We start from the raw sequence: 17,304 nt of genomic DNA, 5'->3' as shown, positions 1-17,304 counted from the left end.
GATTGGAGACATTGGCAGGCTGGCCGGCAGGCAGGGGACTGGTCATGGAAAACCCTCTCAGGTGGGATCCTGAGAGGGTATAGATCGGGGCCGGGTGAGATGATCGCGGGGCATGATCAACATCTGTCAACTGCGGTTGACATGCGAGCACATAGCAACTATGGTTGTCATATGCTTGAACTCATAGAAACCAACGTGTTCAGAGAATGGCTCGAAGGTCTGCGCGACCACCAAGCCCGCGCAAGGATTCAGGTGCGGATGCGCCGATTGAGCCTTGGGAATCCTGGAGACGTGAAGCCTGTAGGTGAAGGCATCTCGGAAATGCGGATTGACTACGGTCCTGGCTATCGCGTCTATTTCATGAGGCGCGGACCAGTTGTGGTGGCGCTTCTGTGCGGCGGAGACAAGGGGAGCCAGGAACGGGACATTGCTTTGGCAAAAGCCATTGCAACGCAATGGAAGGAGTAATGTTATCATGGAAGTGCAATTCAGACGCTACGACACCGTGAATTACCTCAAGACTGAGGACGATATTGCGCACTATCTCGATGCTGCGATGGATGATGGCGACCCCGCGTTGATTCTTGCAGCGCTGGGAGACGTTGCCCGCGCCCGCAACCTCAGCCAGCTTGCCCGCGACGTAGGCATGAGCCGCCAAGGATTGGACAAGGCCCTTTCCGGAACAGGGAACCCGAGCCTGGTAACGGTGCTGAAAATAACCCAGGCACTCGGCCTGCGGCTTTCCTTCCAACCAGCACACACAAGCAGTCACCCATCGGCTACAGGGCGGTTCGAAAAACTCCCCATTTCCAGTAAAATGCAGGGAGCCGATTGGAAGGGAGAGCAACCATGGCAGGACTGGTAGGGCAAACAGGATTTTTCCCCGGAGACCGCCGGTTGCGGGAACTGGATTTGCTGGGCGACGGCCTGCCGCTGCTCAACCGGCTCATTCCCTGGGAGCGCTTCCGCCCAATTCTGGAGAGTGTGCCGAAGGCCAAGCCCAAAGGGCCGGGAGGGAGGAAGCCCTACGACCGGATGCTGCTCTTCAAGATGATGGTGTTACAGCAACTGCACAATCTCAGCGACGAACAAACCGAATACCAGGTTCGGGATCGCCTCAGTTTTCAGCGTTTCCTGGGGCTTGGGTTGGAGGAAGCCGTACCCGATAACACGACCTTGTGGCTATTCCGTGAATCACTGGCCCAGGCCAAACTGACGGAGCGACTGTTCACGGCCTTCCATGCTTTTCTGCGGGAAGCCGGCTACGCCGCACGGGCCGGGCAAATCATCGACGCGAGTTTTGTGACGGTTCCACGGCAACGGATGCACCGGAAGGAGCGGGAACAGGTCAATCAGGGCGAAACGCCCCAGACGTGGCAGGATCAGCCCGCCAAGCGCCGCCAGAAAGACACCGATGCCCGCTGGACCAAAAAGAATGGCCGCAGTTTCTTCGGATACAAGAACCATATCAACGTGGACAAGCGCCACAAGCTGATTCATCAGTACATGGTCACGGATGCCGCTGTGCATGACAGTCAGTGCCTGGAAGCGCTTCTGGACCCGGAGAATCAGGGCGTACAGGTTTTTGCGGACAGCGCCTATCGTTCAACGGAAGCGGAGCAAATGCTATGTCAAAAAGGTTACCGCAGCCGAATCCACGAGAAGGCGCAACGCAACCGCCCCTTGACCAAGGCCCAGGAGTTGGCCAACACGCGCCGGTCACACCACCGCGCACGGGTTGAGCATGCCTTTGGCGCCATGGTACAGCAGGGTGGTAAGTTTCTGCGCACCATTGGTATGGCTCGCGCTGAAGTCAAAATCGGCATGATGAATCTGGTCTATAACATGCGGCGATTTACCTGCTTAATGCAGCAATCGGTGGCCAGGTAGGGATCAATCCGTCCAAAGCCCACGAAAAAGGCTAAAAATACTGGAAATACGCAGATAAAGTAGGGATAATGCGTAAAAATCGCCTGAAAGTGGCGAGGAAAGGGGAATATTCCATTCTCAAGTCGTGAAATTTTTGTTATTCGAAGTGCCCTACAGGGGCTTAACCAGAGTTGCTACGGAGCGCTTTCTTGTGCGTCTCATAATAATACGCCGTATAGACTGGCTGCTGACTCCCGCAACCACAATTTCAGCGTGAATCTCCAAAAAAATCTTTATTTATGAATCGGCGCACTTGCTTTGATCTTGGAAGGATGTCGATCATTTTTTGTAACGTCGGCGGGTCAATCCTGACAGGGTGGAGTCTAAAGAGTGTGGTTTCTACATTCTGGCACAGGTCCACTATATTTCTTATTTGCGCATGCGCAAAATCAGCATAGCTGTCATGTGTGACGAATGGGTGGCACCCAACAGGCACTCGGCACTCATGAGAACAGCCAGTGATAGCAGTACAAATTGGAACCAAAAGGAACTGATCCTGATCACCGTAGGCTGGTAACTTTTTGGGACCAAACACAATCACAAATAAATGATCGCCAGATGGCCCGCTTGGAATAAATAGAGCGACGCCAGGAGAAAGAACCATATTAATATAATACGTTATTTTTTGTTTTTTCTTGGATAAATGCCATTTTCTCCAAGTTCTCGCAAATATCCTGTATGGCTACAGGCGTGTAATTCATACTCCTCAGCATGGTCTCCATAGAAATAGGGCGACTGGAATTGCCCGGATCTTCCCATTCCGGGCAGTTTTCCGGGTTATGGGTGTATTCCCTTATATCGTGAGCCGAATAACGACAGAATTGATTCCATAGATTTTCAAGAATGTCCAAATCCGCTTCGCTCAATTCAAGCAAGTCATCAGCATGTTGTATCGGTGCATCGCTGCGTAGATAGAGATAATGCCCGTTTCGTTCTGAAATGAGTTCATCCCAGTGTTCACCACCCTGCCTTTCATCGGGTGCTGAGTTGATGAGGTTCAACGTATTGGATAGAACGGGTCCATGTTGCATCGAAAACAACGCATCCCCAATCATGGGAGAAGCATACTGCTTGTAAGATTCCCGTTCGGCGAGATACATGAGTTTCATGAGCTTCAGAACGGAAACGTTTGCGTCTCTCTCTCGCGCCTTAATAAGAAAGAACGCTGCCACTTGGGCAGCTTTCCGGGCATCGAAAGGAAAGGCCGAAGGTGCTGATATCATGTATCGTTCCATAGGTAATCTCCTGCGTGCTCCTTGTAGCATAAACGTTTGACATGACGCAAGCACGTTCGACCACATGGTCTCTGACCCTTCCTGCACACATCCGAGCCAATCAGGTCCAGAGGGCCGCTACAGGATGAGTGTCCGCAAATGTATCCCGGTACGTCAGGAACAGGGTCGGGTGCAATCATGTCACGCCGCAGCCAATGTCTGCGTCAGATCCCGGACCAGCCAGGTCCAATGGACCGCTGCCGGGTGCCGGATGACATGCGCCTGCCAGTGGGCCAGGAACACCTGAGGCTCCGCGTGGATTTTCAGTACGAGTTCCACCGCCACCCACCCGAATATCAGCAGCAGAGGAGCCACAAAAATCAGGAACAGGAAATGCTTGCCGTAGCCGTAGCGGAAGGGCAGGAACAGGACGAAGGCGAGGGCCTTGATGGGGAGGCTGAAGATATACGCCCAAAGCTCGCCGTCCCCAGGCCGGGCGTGAAGCTCCGCCACCTCGCGTTCTATCTGCTCAAGGTAATGGTCCCGCTCGCCATTAGGTTTATAACGAAAAATCGTTGCGGTCATTTCAGATATCCTGGCCCGTGGCTCTGCCAATCCCGTTGTTAGTGGTATACCGTCACGGATATCCCGCCATGTCAAGAGCAGGCCATCAATCAAAATCTCTTGGGTGACTGGTATCTATGGCGTTCTTCTGGACTTGATTTGATTTTGTTGTAGCTATTTCCTCCACATGTTTTTGAAATCTATCGGCAAAGTCCTCCTTCACCTTATCCACCACCCCCTTCGGCTGCCCCTGCATCTGCTTCATCTGCTCGACCACATCGTCCATCGTGGCACCGCCACTTGCGGGCGCGCTCGGAGCCGGAGCCGCCGTGCTTCCCTGACCGCCACCGCCGGAAGGCGCACTGACGGGCTTAGGAGTCGGAACCGCATTGACCGGAGCGGGCGGCGCATCGGGATGGGGTTCACCCCCTGCAAAGGGTTCGCTTGCGCTCATTTCCTGATCGTTCTGCTTATCCTGGCCCGCTTCCTTTCCAGCTTCCTGGATCGGTGCCTCGACACCCTTGGATGGGTTTTGCTGGCCAGTGGATTGCGTGCTGGTCGCTGGAGCCTGCACAGCCCTGGATGCCTGTGGAGCCTCATCACCCGTCGAACCGCCAGCGCTGGGGGCAGGGACAGCGTTCCCCTCGCCCGCGCCGGAACTCGCACCACCACCTGCGGACATCGCTCCAGCTTCCGGGGCCGCCACACCAGCCGCCGCGCTGGTCTCTCCCGCACCCGCGGCTCCGGCAAGGCCGCCGCCTGCAAGGCTGCCAGCGCCTCCGGCTGCACCGCCTCCAGCGCCCGCCGCTGCGGAGAGTCCACCAGCGGTGAGACCGCCAGCCGCACCAACGCCTAGGGCCGCCACTCCCGCTCCAGCCGCTACCGTACCACCGGCGATCATCCCGCCCTCTTTCGCAAGCTCCCCGCCAGAGAAGCTGGACTGGCCGGAAAGCAGGCTGCTGGCAATACTCGAAGCCTTTCGGGGAAGCAGCGCGATCACCGCGCCCAGAATGAGCACCTCGAACCCCGCCTGGAGCGGATTGGTGACGTTCTCCAGGATCGTCTTGATCAGCGGCACGATGCTGTAGGTCACCAGATACGCCAGCGCGGTCAGGACAAAAAGACGGACACCCACGTTGATGGCGTAATCGAAGTAACTGCCGACATACTTTGCCGTCCAGCGCAGCCCGCCGCCGGCCAGCATGATCACGCCCAGGGCGATCACCAGGTAGCTCTCGATCTGGACCATCAGGAACTCCAGGGCCATGACCAGAATACCCATCCCCGCCAGCAGACCAATGATCCCCGCCAGGAGGGTCTCTACCAGGAGCGATGCCGGATTGCTGCTGGCGACCGTTTTGGCCGCAGAAGAGAAAGCCGCAGAGAAGTTACCACTGAAAATGTCGCTGAAGGTATTGCTCGCGTTGTGGGTGGCGGCAGCTATTGGAGACAGCACGATCCCGAGAAATGCCTGAAGAGCCTCCGTCGCGATCTGCCCGGGCGTCACAGCCGTCACTCCAAGCGCGTGCGCTCCACCGGCCAGACCATTGATGATGTCGGGAATCCAGGTCCCGGAGTTGTCCAGCAGGGTCAGAAAAAACCCCAGCGTCACCACCTTCTTGATGATACCGGCAAAGAGATCTTCGTGCCCACGCTTTTGCAGAACATGGTTCAAAAAGAGGACGGAGAACTCGACCGCCGCCAGGACGTAGAACAGATCCGTGGCCGCCGTTTGCATGACACTTTGCCAGGGAAGAATTTTGCCTCGCAAAAGGCTTTGTACCTGGCCCAACGATCCCGAACCCGCTGCGAATGAAATGGCGGGGACGGCACCCAGAAGCATGCCCACGACCCACGGAAACCTGCGTAGTCCACGCATAAGCCCAACCTCTTTATGGCAGCAATGCAGGGTTGTTCGTGCCGCCAGAGAAGAGTCCGTCTGCCGCCTCTTCATCCGACCGTACCTCGTGCGCCGTCCGACAGTTCTTTTCCTCGCTATCCGATAGCTTTTCAGCCTTCGCGCAGAAGGCAATTTCCTTTTTGAGCGCTGCCTTGTGCGTCCGATAATAATGCGCGGTGTATACTGGCTGGTGTGCGCAACCGGCCAACATGGCGCCTAGTACTGCGAGCAATAGGGCTTTTTTCATCATCATCTCCTTCAAGGCAAAAGACTTGGGTTGTTCGTGCCACCGGAAAAGAGCCCGTCTGACGCTTCTTGCGCAGTCACGTTCTTTTCCGCCTTCTTCTGCCGCTGATACGCCAGTACCGCATCCTGTCCAGCCATGGTGATCTGCTCCAGTTGCTGGATCGACTTGGTGGTGACGTTGGCCGCAGCCACGGCGGCAGCGGCCACCTGCTCCCGGCCCTGAGCTGTTTGTGCTTCATTCTGAATCGTCTGCATGGACGAGTCCTGAGTGGCGAAGTTTGCCGCCGCCAAGTGCTGGGACTGCAAGGCGTCTTCCATGTCGGTGTTGGTCGTCTGGTTCCAGTTGGCATAGACGGAGGACAGGTTCTGGATGGAGCTGCCCGCTCCCTGATACTCCTGGGCCAGCTGTGCCCCGATATTCTGCCCGGCATAACCCAGGGCCTGCGCCTGGCTGTAAATGGACGTGAGCTTCTGAATGGATCCCACCAGCGGATTCCAGATCTGCGCGAACACGCCCGCAGGCATATCCATGGTGTTGGTCACCATGTTCTGATAGCGCTCGATATCGTTGGCATACATGCTGATCTGTGTCGTCACTTCCTGCGCCTGCTTCGCCAACTGCTCAACAGACGTTGCTTCCTGTACAATCTGTTCTGGGAAAGTGGCCCCGGCTATTTCACTGACGGCGAAGGCGGGCGCTGGTAATAGAGCGAGGCTCATGCCCAAAAAGACGGCCTTGCTTTGGATGCTCATAGAAAACCTCCCTGCGCCGATCCCGGCGCAATGATCTGGACTCCATGGGTATAGATCAGAGCTGGGTGGAGATGCCTGTCGCCTACTGCGATAGCGATTGCGTCAGCGTATTGGCCTGGGCCGCGAAATTCGCCACGTCGCCGTTTATGGGCACCATGTAGTTGCTGACCTGATTCATGTCGTACCCCAACGCCTTCACCAATTGCGTCCGCTCTGTGTACTGCCCACCCATCAAAGGCCCAGCCGCCGCGAGGCTGCCGCCAGCATGGCCGCCCCCAGCAAGGCTCCACACGGACCCGCCCTCCAGGCTGGCAAGCAAAGGCGCCAGAGCCGGTTCATCCGTCACCGCCTGCTGGGCAGAAGTCAGAATGGTGGACGCCGAAATCTCGGGAATGCTGGCCGATCCTGTCGGGCAACGATCTTCCAGTCGCGGGAATAGATCATTGGAATACCGCAGGTACCAGCCAATCGGTGCCCCATCATCGGGTCCCGGAATCCACTGCACCGCCGAGAGATTCGGGTAACTACCAATGCCCGGGTGCGAGTTGCCCGCCAGAGGAAGCGGTTGGAACGTACTGTTTGGCCCAAAGGCGGCCGCAATCTGCTGCCCCACCCCGTTCAGCAGACGGTCCAGGGCATCGGCCGCCGATTCCACCCGTTTCGATTCCGCCTGCACGGTGGCCAGGCTCGGCGCGGACGAGGTCTTCAACACCTGGCGGGCCTGGGCGTTCATCAGGTCGGCGACATCCTGCACAATCTGCGTGTCGATCGCCTGCATGGCATAGGCTTCCGCCTCCGCATCTCCCGCGAGATTCAATCCGCCCGTGATCAGTTGCCGGATCTGGTCGTCCCATCGCACGTTATGGCATTGCTCAATGCCGAATGGGGTCTGAACACGCGGACCGATGCCCGAGAGTCTGGCGTAAGACGCAACCTGCGCATAATTGGCGGCCTGTTGCTGCACGTTCCCCCAATCACTCGCAAGCCGCTGGATCTGTGCATTGTCCGCCTGGACGGCCTGCAATTCGGAGGATACGGTTCCAACCCCCTGCCCCACTTGGGGAATGGCCTGCAATGACGCCTGTGGGTTCACCGAAAGGTTTCCTGCGATTATCGCGGCGTTCTCCGCCTGTAGCTGCGCTATCGTCGCGGAATCGCCGCCCAGCGCACAAACTGGCAAGACCGCGAACAGGGACCCAAGAACCGCCACTTCGATCTGCTTTTTCATGCTCACTCTCCTTGGTAAAGGGACTCCGCATAGCTCACCCAACCATCCCGGATGCTGGGTGACAGACACTCTTTCAGCCACGCTATCGGCCAGCGATCGCCGTGCTGTGTCTTGAGCTCCGCTACCCGCTTGACCTCACGCGGATCGGAGACACCGCAAAAAGCCAGGGTGACCGGACCCATGCCAAACTGAATCCGGCGCTGACCCTCGGGTGTGGACAGGTAGTAGTCCTGCTTCGGCGTGGACATCGCCAACAGATCGATTTGCCGATCATTCAGCCCCATGTCGATATACAGGGGTCTGAGGTCCTGACTGGAGGCTGCCCGATTGGGCAAGAAGATTTTCGTCGGGCAGGATTCCTTCAGGACCGGGAGCAACGGGCTGTTCTTGAGGTCATTCAGGGACTGTGTGGCAAAAACGACGGCGGCATTTTTCTTCCGCAGTTCCTTCAGCCATTGCCGCAACTTCGCCAGAAACATCTCGTTGTCCAGGAAGGTCCAGGCTTCGTCGAGCAAAATGAGGGTTGGCCGCCCATCCAGCATCTGCTCGATCCGGTGGAACAGATACAGCAGTACCGGAACCGTTACCCGGCGCTCCGCCGGACTGCCATTCATCAGGTGGCTCATCTCGAAAGTGATCATGCTGGCATCGGCCATCGACAGTCCGTCGCTCTCGGCATCAAGCAGCTTCCCCGTTTGCCCGGTCAGGGTGTAATACTGCAAGGCATCCTTGATTCCCCGGTTCTGGATCATCTGGACCAGCGCCGTGAGCGATCGTCCGGATTCCCGGGCCAGGCCATGCACGGCGTCACGAATGGCCGAACGCTCCGTAGAGGTGATCGTCATGCCCTGCAAGGTGGCCAACGCCTCCACCCAATCGGCAGCAAAAGCCGCCTCTGCCGGATCATCGACGTGCTGCAGGGGTGCGAAGCACAGATTGGACGTCGGGCCGTTCAGGTCATAATGCTGCCCCCGCATCGCCTCGGTGAGGGCGTAGAGACTCATACCCTTGTCGAAGCCGATCGCCCGGCTGTCTGGATAGCGTTGCCATTGCGCCGCCAACAGGGCCAGGAGCGTACTCTTTCCGCCCCCGGTCATGCCGGCAACCAGACTGTGCCCCAGATCGCCCACATGGAGATTCAGTCGGAACGGCGTATTTCCCGTGGTCGCCGCGTACAGCAGGGGCGGGGCCTTGCCGCCTGCGAGGGCCCTTCGGCCATCCGGCAGTTTCATCAGTGGGCTCGGGCAACGCGCTTCACCGGCCCAGATCTCCGTCTTGGGCGCGAAATCCGCAAAATTCAGCGAGTGCATCAGGGGCCGGCGGATGTTCTCATAGAGATGACCGGGGATGCTCCCCAAAAAAGCCTCCACCGTGTTGGTCGTTTCCAGGTGGGCGACATAGCCCGCATTGTCAAAGAAGGTCTTGATCGCCTTTATCCGATCAGCGAGCACTTTTTCATTGGCGGAACGCAGCACGACGGATAGCGTGAAGTTGCCAAACTTCACAGCGCCCTCCCGCGCCTCATTGACGGCCTGCTTGGCGTCATAGGCGAGGTTTACCACCGTATCGTCGGCGGACAACTGTCCCTGGGCTTCGCCCGTCATCTTCTCCGTAAGCAGGGACTTCATGTTGGCCCGGGAGCCAAACCAGCGATCCCGGATCTTCGCCATATCCGCCACCGCATCAGACTGATCGAGGGGCAGGAAGCGGAGCGTGTAGCGTAGGGGAAAGGGCAGGCTATGCAGGTTCTCCAACATCTCGGGGAAGGTCATGCCTGGATAGCCCAGAACCGTTACGACGCGGATCTCTTCCCCGTCGATGGACGGCTCCAACCCGCCAACAAAATCATGGTGCCCAATAAGGGCATCCAGATACGCTGGAATGCGGGGCGCATTGACGCGATGCGTGGCCCCGGTCAGGCACTCATGAACATGGGTAAGCAGGGCATCGGCATCCATGGCCTTCACCCGGTATCCGTGCCTGAAAATACCCAGGATGACTTCGATCATCTGCCGGTAGCGGGCCAGCGTGTCCCGGAATGCCGCATCGGCCAGTTGCTCGGGTTGTTTACCGGCTTTCTTTTGGATCATGGACTGTGCCAACTGTACTTCAGCATCGATGGGCGTTCGCCAGGTGATGGTGATGGCATAGCGGCTCACATAGTGATTGGTTTCCGATCCAAACTGCGCCCGTCTCTCGGCCTCGATGAGGCGCGACACCGGGTCGCGAAAGGCGCACTCCGATTCGTCGATATAGCCGTCGGCCGGCTCGCGAATCGCCGTGACATGCACGCCCCAATCCGTGCCCAGTCGAGCGATGGCATTGTTCCAGGTGGCCGAGAGCGCCTCCAGATCCTGCGTGGACTGGCTTTCGAGATCAGGTCCGTCATAGCGGAACCCCGCCAGAAAGCTCCCGTCTTTTTGCAGCGCGATGGCCATTTCCCCGGCATCCGTCTGCCAGCCATCCACCAGAAAAGCGATGTTCAAAAGATCGGGAAGGCCCAGGGCCTTATCGCGGTACTGTTTCAGGGAGCGCATTATTTCTTCTTCCTCATGAGTTTCGATAAGGCCCTGAGCACGCCACCAGACGCGGCACTTTGCGTTTGTTCTTTGGGGGCCTTGTATTTGACCGGCGCATAAGCGCTGGCCCCGCCCAGGTAGACGGATTGCTGGCTCCAGTGGCGACGCACAACGCCAAAGGATTGCGGGTCGTGTTTTGCCAGGAAACGCAGAAACGACTGCCCCACTCCGCCGACGATGAGACCCACCGGGATGAACCAGAGAGAGACCAGAATCGGTATAGAGAGACAGACGAACCAAAGGGCAAATGTGGCCTCCCGCTCACCCCCAGCGACGAGCATGGGCCTGGTCAGGGAGGGGTGGAGCGGGAGACGGCGGGTAAGCTCCGCCGCCATGGCCTAGAGCCCCACGACGTGCAGGGCATGCGATGCGGCGAGGCCCATAATGCCCACATGCCCCATCGTGGCACCGCCGGTGATGCTGGTGGCGAGCGATTTCGCATTGGCCATGGCAATGCCGCCGACCGTTGCACCCAGGCCAATCATCATGGCCTTCTTGTGCTCGCCGCCATGCCACCAGGCAAGGCCCGTAGACACCACGCCGCCAGCGGCGACCAGCCCGCCCATGTCCTGCATACCGGTCAGGACCGTATTCAGCGGCCCCGCAATGGGAGAAAACACACCGCCGGACGTGGACGCGAACGCCATGCCGGGGGCCAGGACCATCAGGCCCGCCGCGCTGACCTTGCGAACTCCAGAAAATATTGCCTTCAACCGCTTTTTCATGTGAACACCCTTTCGTGGACGGACACTCATTTGTCCTTGCGCGGGTATAGATCGGCGGGTTTTGGTATACCCTGCATTACACCGGAAGTTCGCGCAGTCGCTCGCTATTGCCAGGCTGGCCATCCAAGGTCTGCCGGGACTCCAGAAGCGCACGGGCGCAGACGACAATAAGTTGCACGCACATCCATGAATACACCCCTTGCACAAAACGAGGGAAATGGAGGGTTGCCCGTTAGTCTCCCGACAGTGACTTGCGGAAATCTGTGTGTATAATACACACCATGACGAGCTCAGAACTGATCAAATGCCTGGAGTCGGCGGGATGGTTGCATCGAAGCACAAAAGGTTCGCATCACGTCTATGTGCATCCCGATCACCCAGGGCATCTTTCGATACCGCATCCGCGTAAAGACCTGGGCACAGGATTGCTCCACAAACTTTTGAAGCAGGCCGGACTTAAGGAGGGCAACTGCAAATGAGATACCCAATCGCTATTGAATCTGAGGATGAGACCCATGCCTTTGGGGTAGTGGTTCCTGACTTGCCAGGCTGTTTCTCTGCCGGGGACACCCTAGACGAAGCCATCCAAATGGCCAAGGAAGCCATCGAACTGTGGCTGGAGGTGCAGATTGATGAGGGCGGAGATATTCCAGAACCTAAATCCATCACGGAGCATCAGGCCAATCCGGAGTTTGCTCACTGGATATGGGCGCTGGTGGATGTGGACCCAGCGATCCTCTCCGACAAGGCGGAGCGAGTCAATATTACCTTGCCTGCACGAGTGCTGCGACGTGTGGATGAGGCGGCCAAAAGCCGTCACGAGAGCCGTTCTGGTTTTCTGGCTCGCGCGGCCCTAGCGACGTTGCGCCGCGAGGCCTCTTAACTACCTCTGATTGGCGAGAAAAACGTCACTTCGTTTGAGGAATCACGAGATCAGCACGCCGTCTTTCACATCAAGAATGGCCGAAATCCTGCGGCCGGCAGGATGATTCGGGTCACGGGCAATCTGTAGAACGATGTCCACCGCCTCATGAATCAGCGTCTGCTGTGCGGGAACACCCGCTTCCTGGCAGAGTTGGTCGAGACGCAATAAGGCCGCTTCGGGGTTGTTGGCGTGCAGGGTGGCGATGCCGCCCGGGTGTCCCGTGTTCCAGGCTTTGAGCAGCGCCAAGGCCGCCTTGTCGCGGACCTCGCCCACCAGTATGCGGTCGGGCCGATAACGCAGCGTGAGCTTTAAGAGACGCGTCATGTCGATGCCCGCATCATCGTCGGTCAGGAACTGGACCACATTGGGAGCGGTGCATTGGAGCTCCCGGGTATCTTCGATAATCACGATGCGGGTACCGATATCTGACAGCCTGGAGATCCGGTCGATGATGGCGTTGGCCAGGGTGGTCTTGCCCGATCCCGTGCCACCGCTCACCAGGATATTCTTGCGGGAGAGCACGGCATCGGAAAGGGTGTCCAACTGCGCCGCAGTTATGATGCCCGCCTCAACGTACTGATCGAGGGTGTACACCGAACGGGCTGGCAGGCGGATACTGAAAGACGCACCCTCCACCATGGGCGGAATCGCGCCGGCAAAGCGGCTGCGCAGGAACTCGATGGGCATGGCCCCCTCGACGATAGGCCGATCACGACTCACCGTGGTATGCAGGTAGTCGGCCATGAGCCCTAACAGGGACTGGACACGGCTTGCATCGATCTCGCCCAGGTGGGATATACCCGACCCCAGGCGCTCGACGAAGACCCGTCCGTCGGGGTTGGCCATGATCTCGACGACACCCGTGTCATCAAAGAGGGCTGCGATCTCCAGACCAAGAATCCGCCGCATCTGCTCGATCCGGCGGGCATGGGCCTGCTGTTCCTGCTGATCGTGCGCGTTGATGTTCACTGATTTTCCTCCGCCGTTTCGATCCGCTGCTGAATCAGCTCTCCGATTTTTTTGAGGGCCTGCGGCCGGTCGCCTTCAAAGGCCATGCCGACCTGTTGGATGAATCGTTCATACCGGGCCAGCGCGGAAGCCTGGGTTGCCTCCTTCTCCGTGCCCGGTTCTGGCAGGTGAACCAGCATGAGTTTGACGAAGGTGTCGAGCATCGCAGCCAGAGTGTCGAGCTCGGCCTGTACAGCTTCGAGATCGCTTCTGGACGCCAGTATGGTTGCCGCAATCCGACGCTCAAAACCGGCCAGTTCGCTGCCATCTTCCGCCTCTGCGTCGAGCCCGCGCATGGCATACTCGGCGGTCAGTGCCGCCAAAGACATGCGCCGGGATGCGCTCGCCACCCGCACCTTGTCTGCGTAGCTGCCTGTGAGTTTGATTTTTACCGTGATGGGCAGTGCCATGAATTTACCCCTATAGCTATTATTCCATTGGGGTATAGATCGGGCGCGGAGACGATAGCTGCCCCAGGGAGCAGCAGATTCGGCGGGACGGATACTGGGCCATGCGCAAAGGGATCTGCGCTGGGATCCTATGCGAACGAAAGCCCGCCCCTCAATCAAAGGAAAATAGTTTTCTTTGCTTTTCGAGGATTCGGATATCCCGCAAAAAAACAGACATCGGGTAGGCCATGAGATCGTCTCGTTTCTGACTCCATTCGCCAAAGGCGGCAAGTACCCCTTGAAATACGACTGGCACGAAATAGAGTGAAAACGCCAAAATTACCGTCTCCAAAAAGCGAGGCGCAGTTTGCGCAGCATACAGGGAAGAGAGCACCAGAAATCCGTAGGCAAACAAAAACGATTTTCCAGCTTCAAATGCGGCGTAGTCCGGGCGGATCGAAAGGCCCAGCGAGATCAACGCCGACAACGTGGTGGTGACACTATGACTGCAAAAAACACCTGTGGCAGAGGATTGGATGCGATAAGCCGCCGACAGGATGCCGGAATGACCCCAGCAATGATCCGGTCAGACGTGCAGAGCTTCGGCGCGAATGCGCACACCCAAGGCTTTGGCTACCTTGAGAATGGTGGCAAAACTGGGATTGCCTTCTCCGGAAAGGGCTTTGTAGAGGCTTTCCCTGCCCATGCCGGCGTCATGGGCCAGCCGGGTCATGCCGCGCGCGCGGGCAACGGTACCCAGCGCCCTGGCGATGAAGGCCGCGTCATCCCCCGCCTCTTCAAAACAGGCGTCGAGATAAGCCGCGATGTCCTCTTCGGTTTTCAGGTGCTCGGCACTGTCCCATGTGTGCAATTCCAATTTTTCCATGATTCACCCCTCCAGTTGTCGTGCCAACTTCAATGCTAGGGCAATGTCGGCCGATTGCGTGGATTTGTCGCCTCCGGCCAGAAGCACGACGAGTTCCAGGCCAAACCGCTTGAAGTACACCCGATAGCCGGGACCGTAATGGATACGCATCTCGGATACGCCCTCTCCGACGGGTTCACAGTCGCCAAAATGGGCCAACTCCATGCGATCGATTCGCACCTGAACGCGCGCCCTCGCCCTGCGATCCCGCAGGCCATGGAGCCAGCGATCAAAAGTCGCCGTCGTTTTGATGCTGATCATGTGGAGGAGTGTATCCCAAATTATACACCTGTCAAGCCGCTGGGTCCGGTTGTGAGGAGTACGCCGCTCAGTTACCGTACAACCATCCCGAAGCCCGCCAGCAGGCGGTTCACCCAGGGTATCGAAATCACGGAGCCATATACTTCGGACTGGTATCGCAAAACACGATCCTCGGCGCTGCCTTGACGCCTTTTCACGCCAAGGCTGATCCAGTAGCAAGTGTATACCAACACACTGAACGCGAAGTCCCCAATTTTGTCCATTCCCGCTCCCAAATCGCTACTCGATCTCCGATCCCCGCTGCGGCTTTGCCTGTTCCCGGGCCTGTTTTTTCTGTCGTGCCCGTTCTTTCTCTTGTTGCTTGCGCTGATCCAGAAGCCGTCTGTGCCACTCCGCCGCAAAGCCGCTAGTCGGGTCCATCATTTCCTTGGGCGGATTCCGTCGTTCATGCGCCAGTTGGTCATCCAGTGCCACTTCGGGAATCTCTGTCCGTTTCCAGCCCTGGTCCGGGATCTCGATACCGTAGTCCTTGACGGTAACGCCACGGTCGAGGCCAGTGAGGGCGACGAGATGACGCAGCCCCAGTTCCTGCCGTCCACGGGCTTTCTCTATCGATCCCGTCTGGTAGACGATATGCGCCCGGTTATCGACGCCCTCGATGAGCACGAAGCTCCGGTCATATTGCTCATCCAGCCCCGTACCCAGCACACGTCCCACCAGGCGGTCGCCTGGCCGAATCCTGGTGACCTGTGGCGGACAGCGCGGCTCCGTCATCAAAGCCCGCGCCTCGGCCAGCATCTTCGTCCGGGTCTGCAATACCTGGAGTTCCTTGAGGGCCTTGTCCCAACCGGGCTCCAGTCGCCAGAGATTCGCCCCGATCTTGTCGGCCACCCCAAATTCCACGAGCTTTTCCAGGCGGGCGAGCCGGAGTCGGCGGTTTTCGCGCACTTTGTCATCCAATAAGTGGGTAGGCGATTCATCGACCAGTGAATAGCCTTGCAGGCGGCCGCCTTGCGGCGCGGGCGTCGCCTTGTCGAGAATCCCTCGATCGAGACTGGTGAAGCGCCGTTGATCCAGCTCCCGCTCCCGCGCCGCCTGGATTTCCCGTTCGCTGCGGTAGCCCAGGCTTTCCGTGAGAATCTCCTGGGCTGCGGCACGCATTCCCCGCCGAATCAGATCCGGCTCCAGTTCCAGCTTGCCCTTGCCACGAATCAGCAAGTGAACATGTGGGTGGCTGGTGTTGTGGTGGTCGATGGCCGCCCACTCATAATCCCGCCCGATCTGTCGCTGGATGCGCGCATTGAATCGGCGCGTCAGATCCCGCAACGCCTCTGGCCGGAGTGGATCTTCGGGTGCCAGAATGACCTTGAACAGGTGCGGGTCGTTCTCTTCCTGCCAGGAAGACAAACGCGACGACAAGTTGACGCTCTCGGAATCCCGGTCAAAGCCCTGGCCTTTCTCGCCGTCCTGCTGCGCGCCTTCACGACTCAGGTACTTGCCATGGGCTTGCCACTGATCCGGCCCCTTGCTCCGCACATAGGACACCTTTACCGTGCAGCGACGCCCGGCAGGCTGCAACGCCGGCCCTCGGGACGACGGGGCCTTGTAGAAATTGCTCCCGACATGAGGAAGCAGGCTCTTGATCAGGGAGCGTGCCGCTCCAGATCCGTGTTTCCCCCTTGCTCGATGCACCTTGTTGTGAACACGGGATGCGACCGGGCGGTTGTGCCCCCGCGGGGATCGGTCGGGAGAAAGCTGATCATCCAGCGTTTCCGTGGATGAGAGAAAGCGCCCCTTGCGGGTTTGCCCAGGTGGTGTTTTGGGTTTCATCAGAACAGCGAAGACAAGGGAAGCGCGATACCCGCGAGAAATATCCCGATAGCCGCCAGTCTCCATATCGCTTGCTGCTTCTCACCGCCGGCTTCCTTGCTCGCCTCCCAGATGATTGCCCCAGCCAGGGGAAGCAGGACCACCCCAACCGGGGCGCCGAGATATGCGGCGGCAATCCTGGGCAGGACGCCGCTATGGGTGGTCGGCTCCCAGAATGGATACCGACCAGACGCGACGATATAGCCATATCCCATGCCCAGACCCGCTGCCAGAAGAGCCATCGCCCAGCCCAGCAGGACGACGACAGAGGAATGATGGGACAGCGCATGACGGGTCACCCGGTCCTCAACAGTGGCCAGCAACCGTGTCATATCCGGATCGGAAACCATGATGTTCGCGGGGGCCGCTGCCGGCAGGTCTGCATCCTCATGCGGGAATACTTCTCGAAGTTCATCGGACTCTTCGGCGACAGTGACCGAAAGATCCGGCGCCGAGGCAATGGGGGGCTGCGGATTTTCAGGAAGGCCTCCCTGCGACGGGTCATTCGCTTGCAACAGGAGATCCAGGCGATCACGGATCTCCGCGAGCAGGCTTTCGACATGGGCGGAGTCGCCCTCCGTAATCGGCTGCCGCTCTGCCATTCTGGGGCTGCGCCCTGCAAGGGGCTTGCGCCCTGCGGTGGACGCCCGCTTTGCATCTGCCGTCTCCCGCTTTCGCGGCGGGGGAACAGGTTCTGCCATCAGCTTTTGGCCTGATGCCTCCAGTTGTGCGATTTCGTCCAGTTCATCCATGGCCATACCCTGTCATCAAGAACATCGACAGGGTATA

Annotated in this window: 21 protein-coding genes; 5 read left to right on the top strand and 16 right to left on the bottom strand. The window is 58.5% G+C overall.

Annotation, left to right across the window (positions count from 1 at the left end; genetic code table 11):
- Positions 1-99 precede the first annotated feature (99 nt).
- From GCD22_RS03165 to GCD22_RS03155, 3 genes are read left to right on the top strand one after another with little or no spacing between them, the layout of a single operon-like run.
- A complete protein-coding gene (locus GCD22_RS03165; RefSeq protein WP_280527713.1) occupies positions 100-468 on the top strand; it encodes a type II toxin-antitoxin system RelE/ParE family toxin in 369 nt (122 codons plus the stop codon).
- A 7-nt stretch (positions 469-475) separates the two neighbouring features.
- Positions 476-865, top strand: coding sequence for an addiction module antidote protein (locus GCD22_RS03160; RefSeq protein WP_153940397.1), 390 nt, complete (start codon positions 476-478; stop codon positions 863-865).
- Positions 850-1,890, top strand: a complete 1,041-nt coding sequence (locus GCD22_RS03155; RefSeq protein WP_153940396.1) for an IS5 family transposase — start codon at positions 850-852, stop codon at positions 1,888-1,890. Before GCD22_RS03160 ends, GCD22_RS03155 begins: the two co-directional genes overlap by 16 nt.
- 644 nt (positions 1,891-2,534) lie before the next feature.
- On the opposite strand, the gene GCD22_RS03150 is transcribed toward GCD22_RS03155, so the two are convergent.
- The 9 genes from GCD22_RS03150 to GCD22_RS03110 all read right to left on the bottom strand — a co-directional run bounded on the left by GCD22_RS03150 (position 2,535) and on the right by GCD22_RS03110 (position 11,138).
- Entirely contained in the window at positions 2,535-3,164 is a 630-nt protein-coding gene (locus GCD22_RS03150; protein ID WP_170286682.1) for a Panacea domain-containing protein, read from the bottom strand.
- 180 nt (positions 3,165-3,344) lie between these two features.
- Positions 3,345-3,728 (bottom strand): hypothetical protein, encoded by a 384-nt coding sequence (locus GCD22_RS03145; RefSeq protein WP_227487821.1) that lies wholly within the window; start codon positions 3,726-3,728, stop codon positions 3,345-3,347.
- 85 nt (positions 3,729-3,813) lie between these two features.
- Positions 3,814-5,586, bottom strand: a complete 1,773-nt coding sequence (gene trbL / locus GCD22_RS03140) for a P-type conjugative transfer protein TrbL (RefSeq protein ID WP_153940393.1) — start codon at positions 5,584-5,586, stop codon at positions 3,814-3,816.
- A gap of 13 nt (positions 5,587-5,599) precedes the next feature.
- Positions 5,600-5,854, bottom strand: a complete 255-nt coding sequence (locus GCD22_RS03135; RefSeq protein WP_031575552.1) for an EexN family lipoprotein — start codon at positions 5,852-5,854, stop codon at positions 5,600-5,602.
- Positions 5,855-5,865: 11 nt separating this feature from the next.
- Positions 5,866-6,606, bottom strand: a complete 741-nt coding sequence (gene trbJ / locus GCD22_RS03130; RefSeq protein ID WP_031575548.1) for a P-type conjugative transfer protein TrbJ — start codon at positions 6,604-6,606, stop codon at positions 5,866-5,868.
- A gap of 82 nt (positions 6,607-6,688) precedes the next feature.
- Positions 6,689-7,834, bottom strand: coding sequence for a hypothetical protein (locus tag GCD22_RS18325; protein ID WP_227487822.1), 1,146 nt, complete (start codon positions 7,832-7,834; stop codon positions 6,689-6,691).
- A gap of 2 nt (positions 7,835-7,836) precedes the next feature.
- On the bottom strand, positions 7,837-10,371 hold the full coding sequence (locus GCD22_RS03120) for a VirB4 family type IV secretion/conjugal transfer ATPase (protein ID WP_153940392.1): 2,535 nt from the start codon (positions 10,369-10,371) through the stop codon (positions 7,837-7,839).
- Positions 10,371-10,694, bottom strand: a complete 324-nt coding sequence (locus tag GCD22_RS03115; RefSeq protein ID WP_244947564.1) for a conjugal transfer protein TrbD — start codon at positions 10,692-10,694, stop codon at positions 10,371-10,373. Before GCD22_RS03115 ends, GCD22_RS03120 begins: the two co-directional genes overlap by 1 nt.
- 57 nt (positions 10,695-10,751) lie before the next feature.
- Positions 10,752-11,138 carry a TrbC/VirB2 family protein gene (locus GCD22_RS03110; protein ID WP_153940390.1) on the bottom strand — a complete coding sequence of 129 codons (387 nt, stop codon included), beginning with the start codon at positions 11,136-11,138 and terminating at the stop codon, positions 10,752-10,754.
- Between the two features lie 281 nt (positions 11,139-11,419).
- Here GCD22_RS03110 and GCD22_RS03105 point away from each other — a divergent pair, with 281 nt between their 5' ends.
- Together GCD22_RS03105 and GCD22_RS03100 are read left to right on the top strand one after the other, a co-directional pair.
- Positions 11,420-11,617, top strand: coding sequence for a type II toxin-antitoxin system HicA family toxin (locus GCD22_RS03105; RefSeq protein WP_153940389.1), 198 nt, complete (start codon positions 11,420-11,422; stop codon positions 11,615-11,617).
- Positions 11,614-12,021, top strand: coding sequence for a type II toxin-antitoxin system HicB family antitoxin (locus GCD22_RS03100; protein WP_153940388.1), 408 nt, complete (start codon positions 11,614-11,616; stop codon positions 12,019-12,021). Before GCD22_RS03105 ends, GCD22_RS03100 begins: the two co-directional genes overlap by 4 nt.
- A gap of 42 nt (positions 12,022-12,063) precedes the next feature.
- Here GCD22_RS03100 and trbB read toward each other — a convergent pair whose 3' ends face one another.
- The 7 genes from trbB to GCD22_RS03065 form a co-directional block, all read right to left on the bottom strand.
- A complete protein-coding gene (trbB, locus tag GCD22_RS03095; protein ID WP_153940387.1) occupies positions 12,064-13,032 on the bottom strand; it encodes a P-type conjugative transfer ATPase TrbB in 969 nt (322 codons plus the stop codon).
- Positions 13,029-13,481 (bottom strand): hypothetical protein, encoded by a 453-nt coding sequence (locus GCD22_RS03090; protein ID WP_153940386.1) that lies wholly within the window; start codon positions 13,479-13,481, stop codon positions 13,029-13,031. Before GCD22_RS03090 ends, trbB begins: the two co-directional genes overlap by 4 nt.
- Before the next feature lie 151 nt (positions 13,482-13,632).
- Complete coding sequence (locus GCD22_RS03085) at positions 13,633-13,947, bottom strand: hypothetical protein (RefSeq protein ID WP_153940385.1); 315 nt, start codon at positions 13,945-13,947, stop codon at positions 13,633-13,635.
- Positions 13,948-14,046: 99 nt separating this feature from the next.
- Positions 14,047-14,346, bottom strand: a complete 300-nt coding sequence (locus GCD22_RS03080; RefSeq protein WP_012536655.1) for an addiction module antidote protein — start codon at positions 14,344-14,346, stop codon at positions 14,047-14,049.
- Positions 14,347-14,349: 3 nt separating this feature from the next.
- Complete coding sequence (locus GCD22_RS03075) at positions 14,350-14,646, bottom strand: type II toxin-antitoxin system RelE/ParE family toxin (protein WP_153940384.1); 297 nt, start codon at positions 14,644-14,646, stop codon at positions 14,350-14,352.
- A gap of 279 nt (positions 14,647-14,925) precedes the next feature.
- Entirely contained in the window at positions 14,926-16,476 is a 1,551-nt protein-coding gene (locus GCD22_RS03070) for a DUF3363 domain-containing protein (protein WP_153940899.1), read from the bottom strand.
- Complete coding sequence (locus tag GCD22_RS03065; RefSeq protein WP_153940383.1) at positions 16,476-17,267, bottom strand: hypothetical protein; 792 nt, start codon at positions 17,265-17,267, stop codon at positions 16,476-16,478. The genes GCD22_RS03070 and GCD22_RS03065 overlap by 1 nt, the downstream gene beginning before the upstream one ends.
- Positions 17,268-17,304 lie beyond the last annotated feature (37 nt).

Origin of the sequence: Acidithiobacillus thiooxidans ATCC 19377 (assembly GCF_009662475.1) — a bacterium.
Lineage (GTDB): Bacteria > Pseudomonadota > Gammaproteobacteria > Acidithiobacillales > Acidithiobacillaceae > Acidithiobacillus > Acidithiobacillus thiooxidans.
This window is presented reverse-complemented; position numbering and strand designations above follow the sequence as displayed.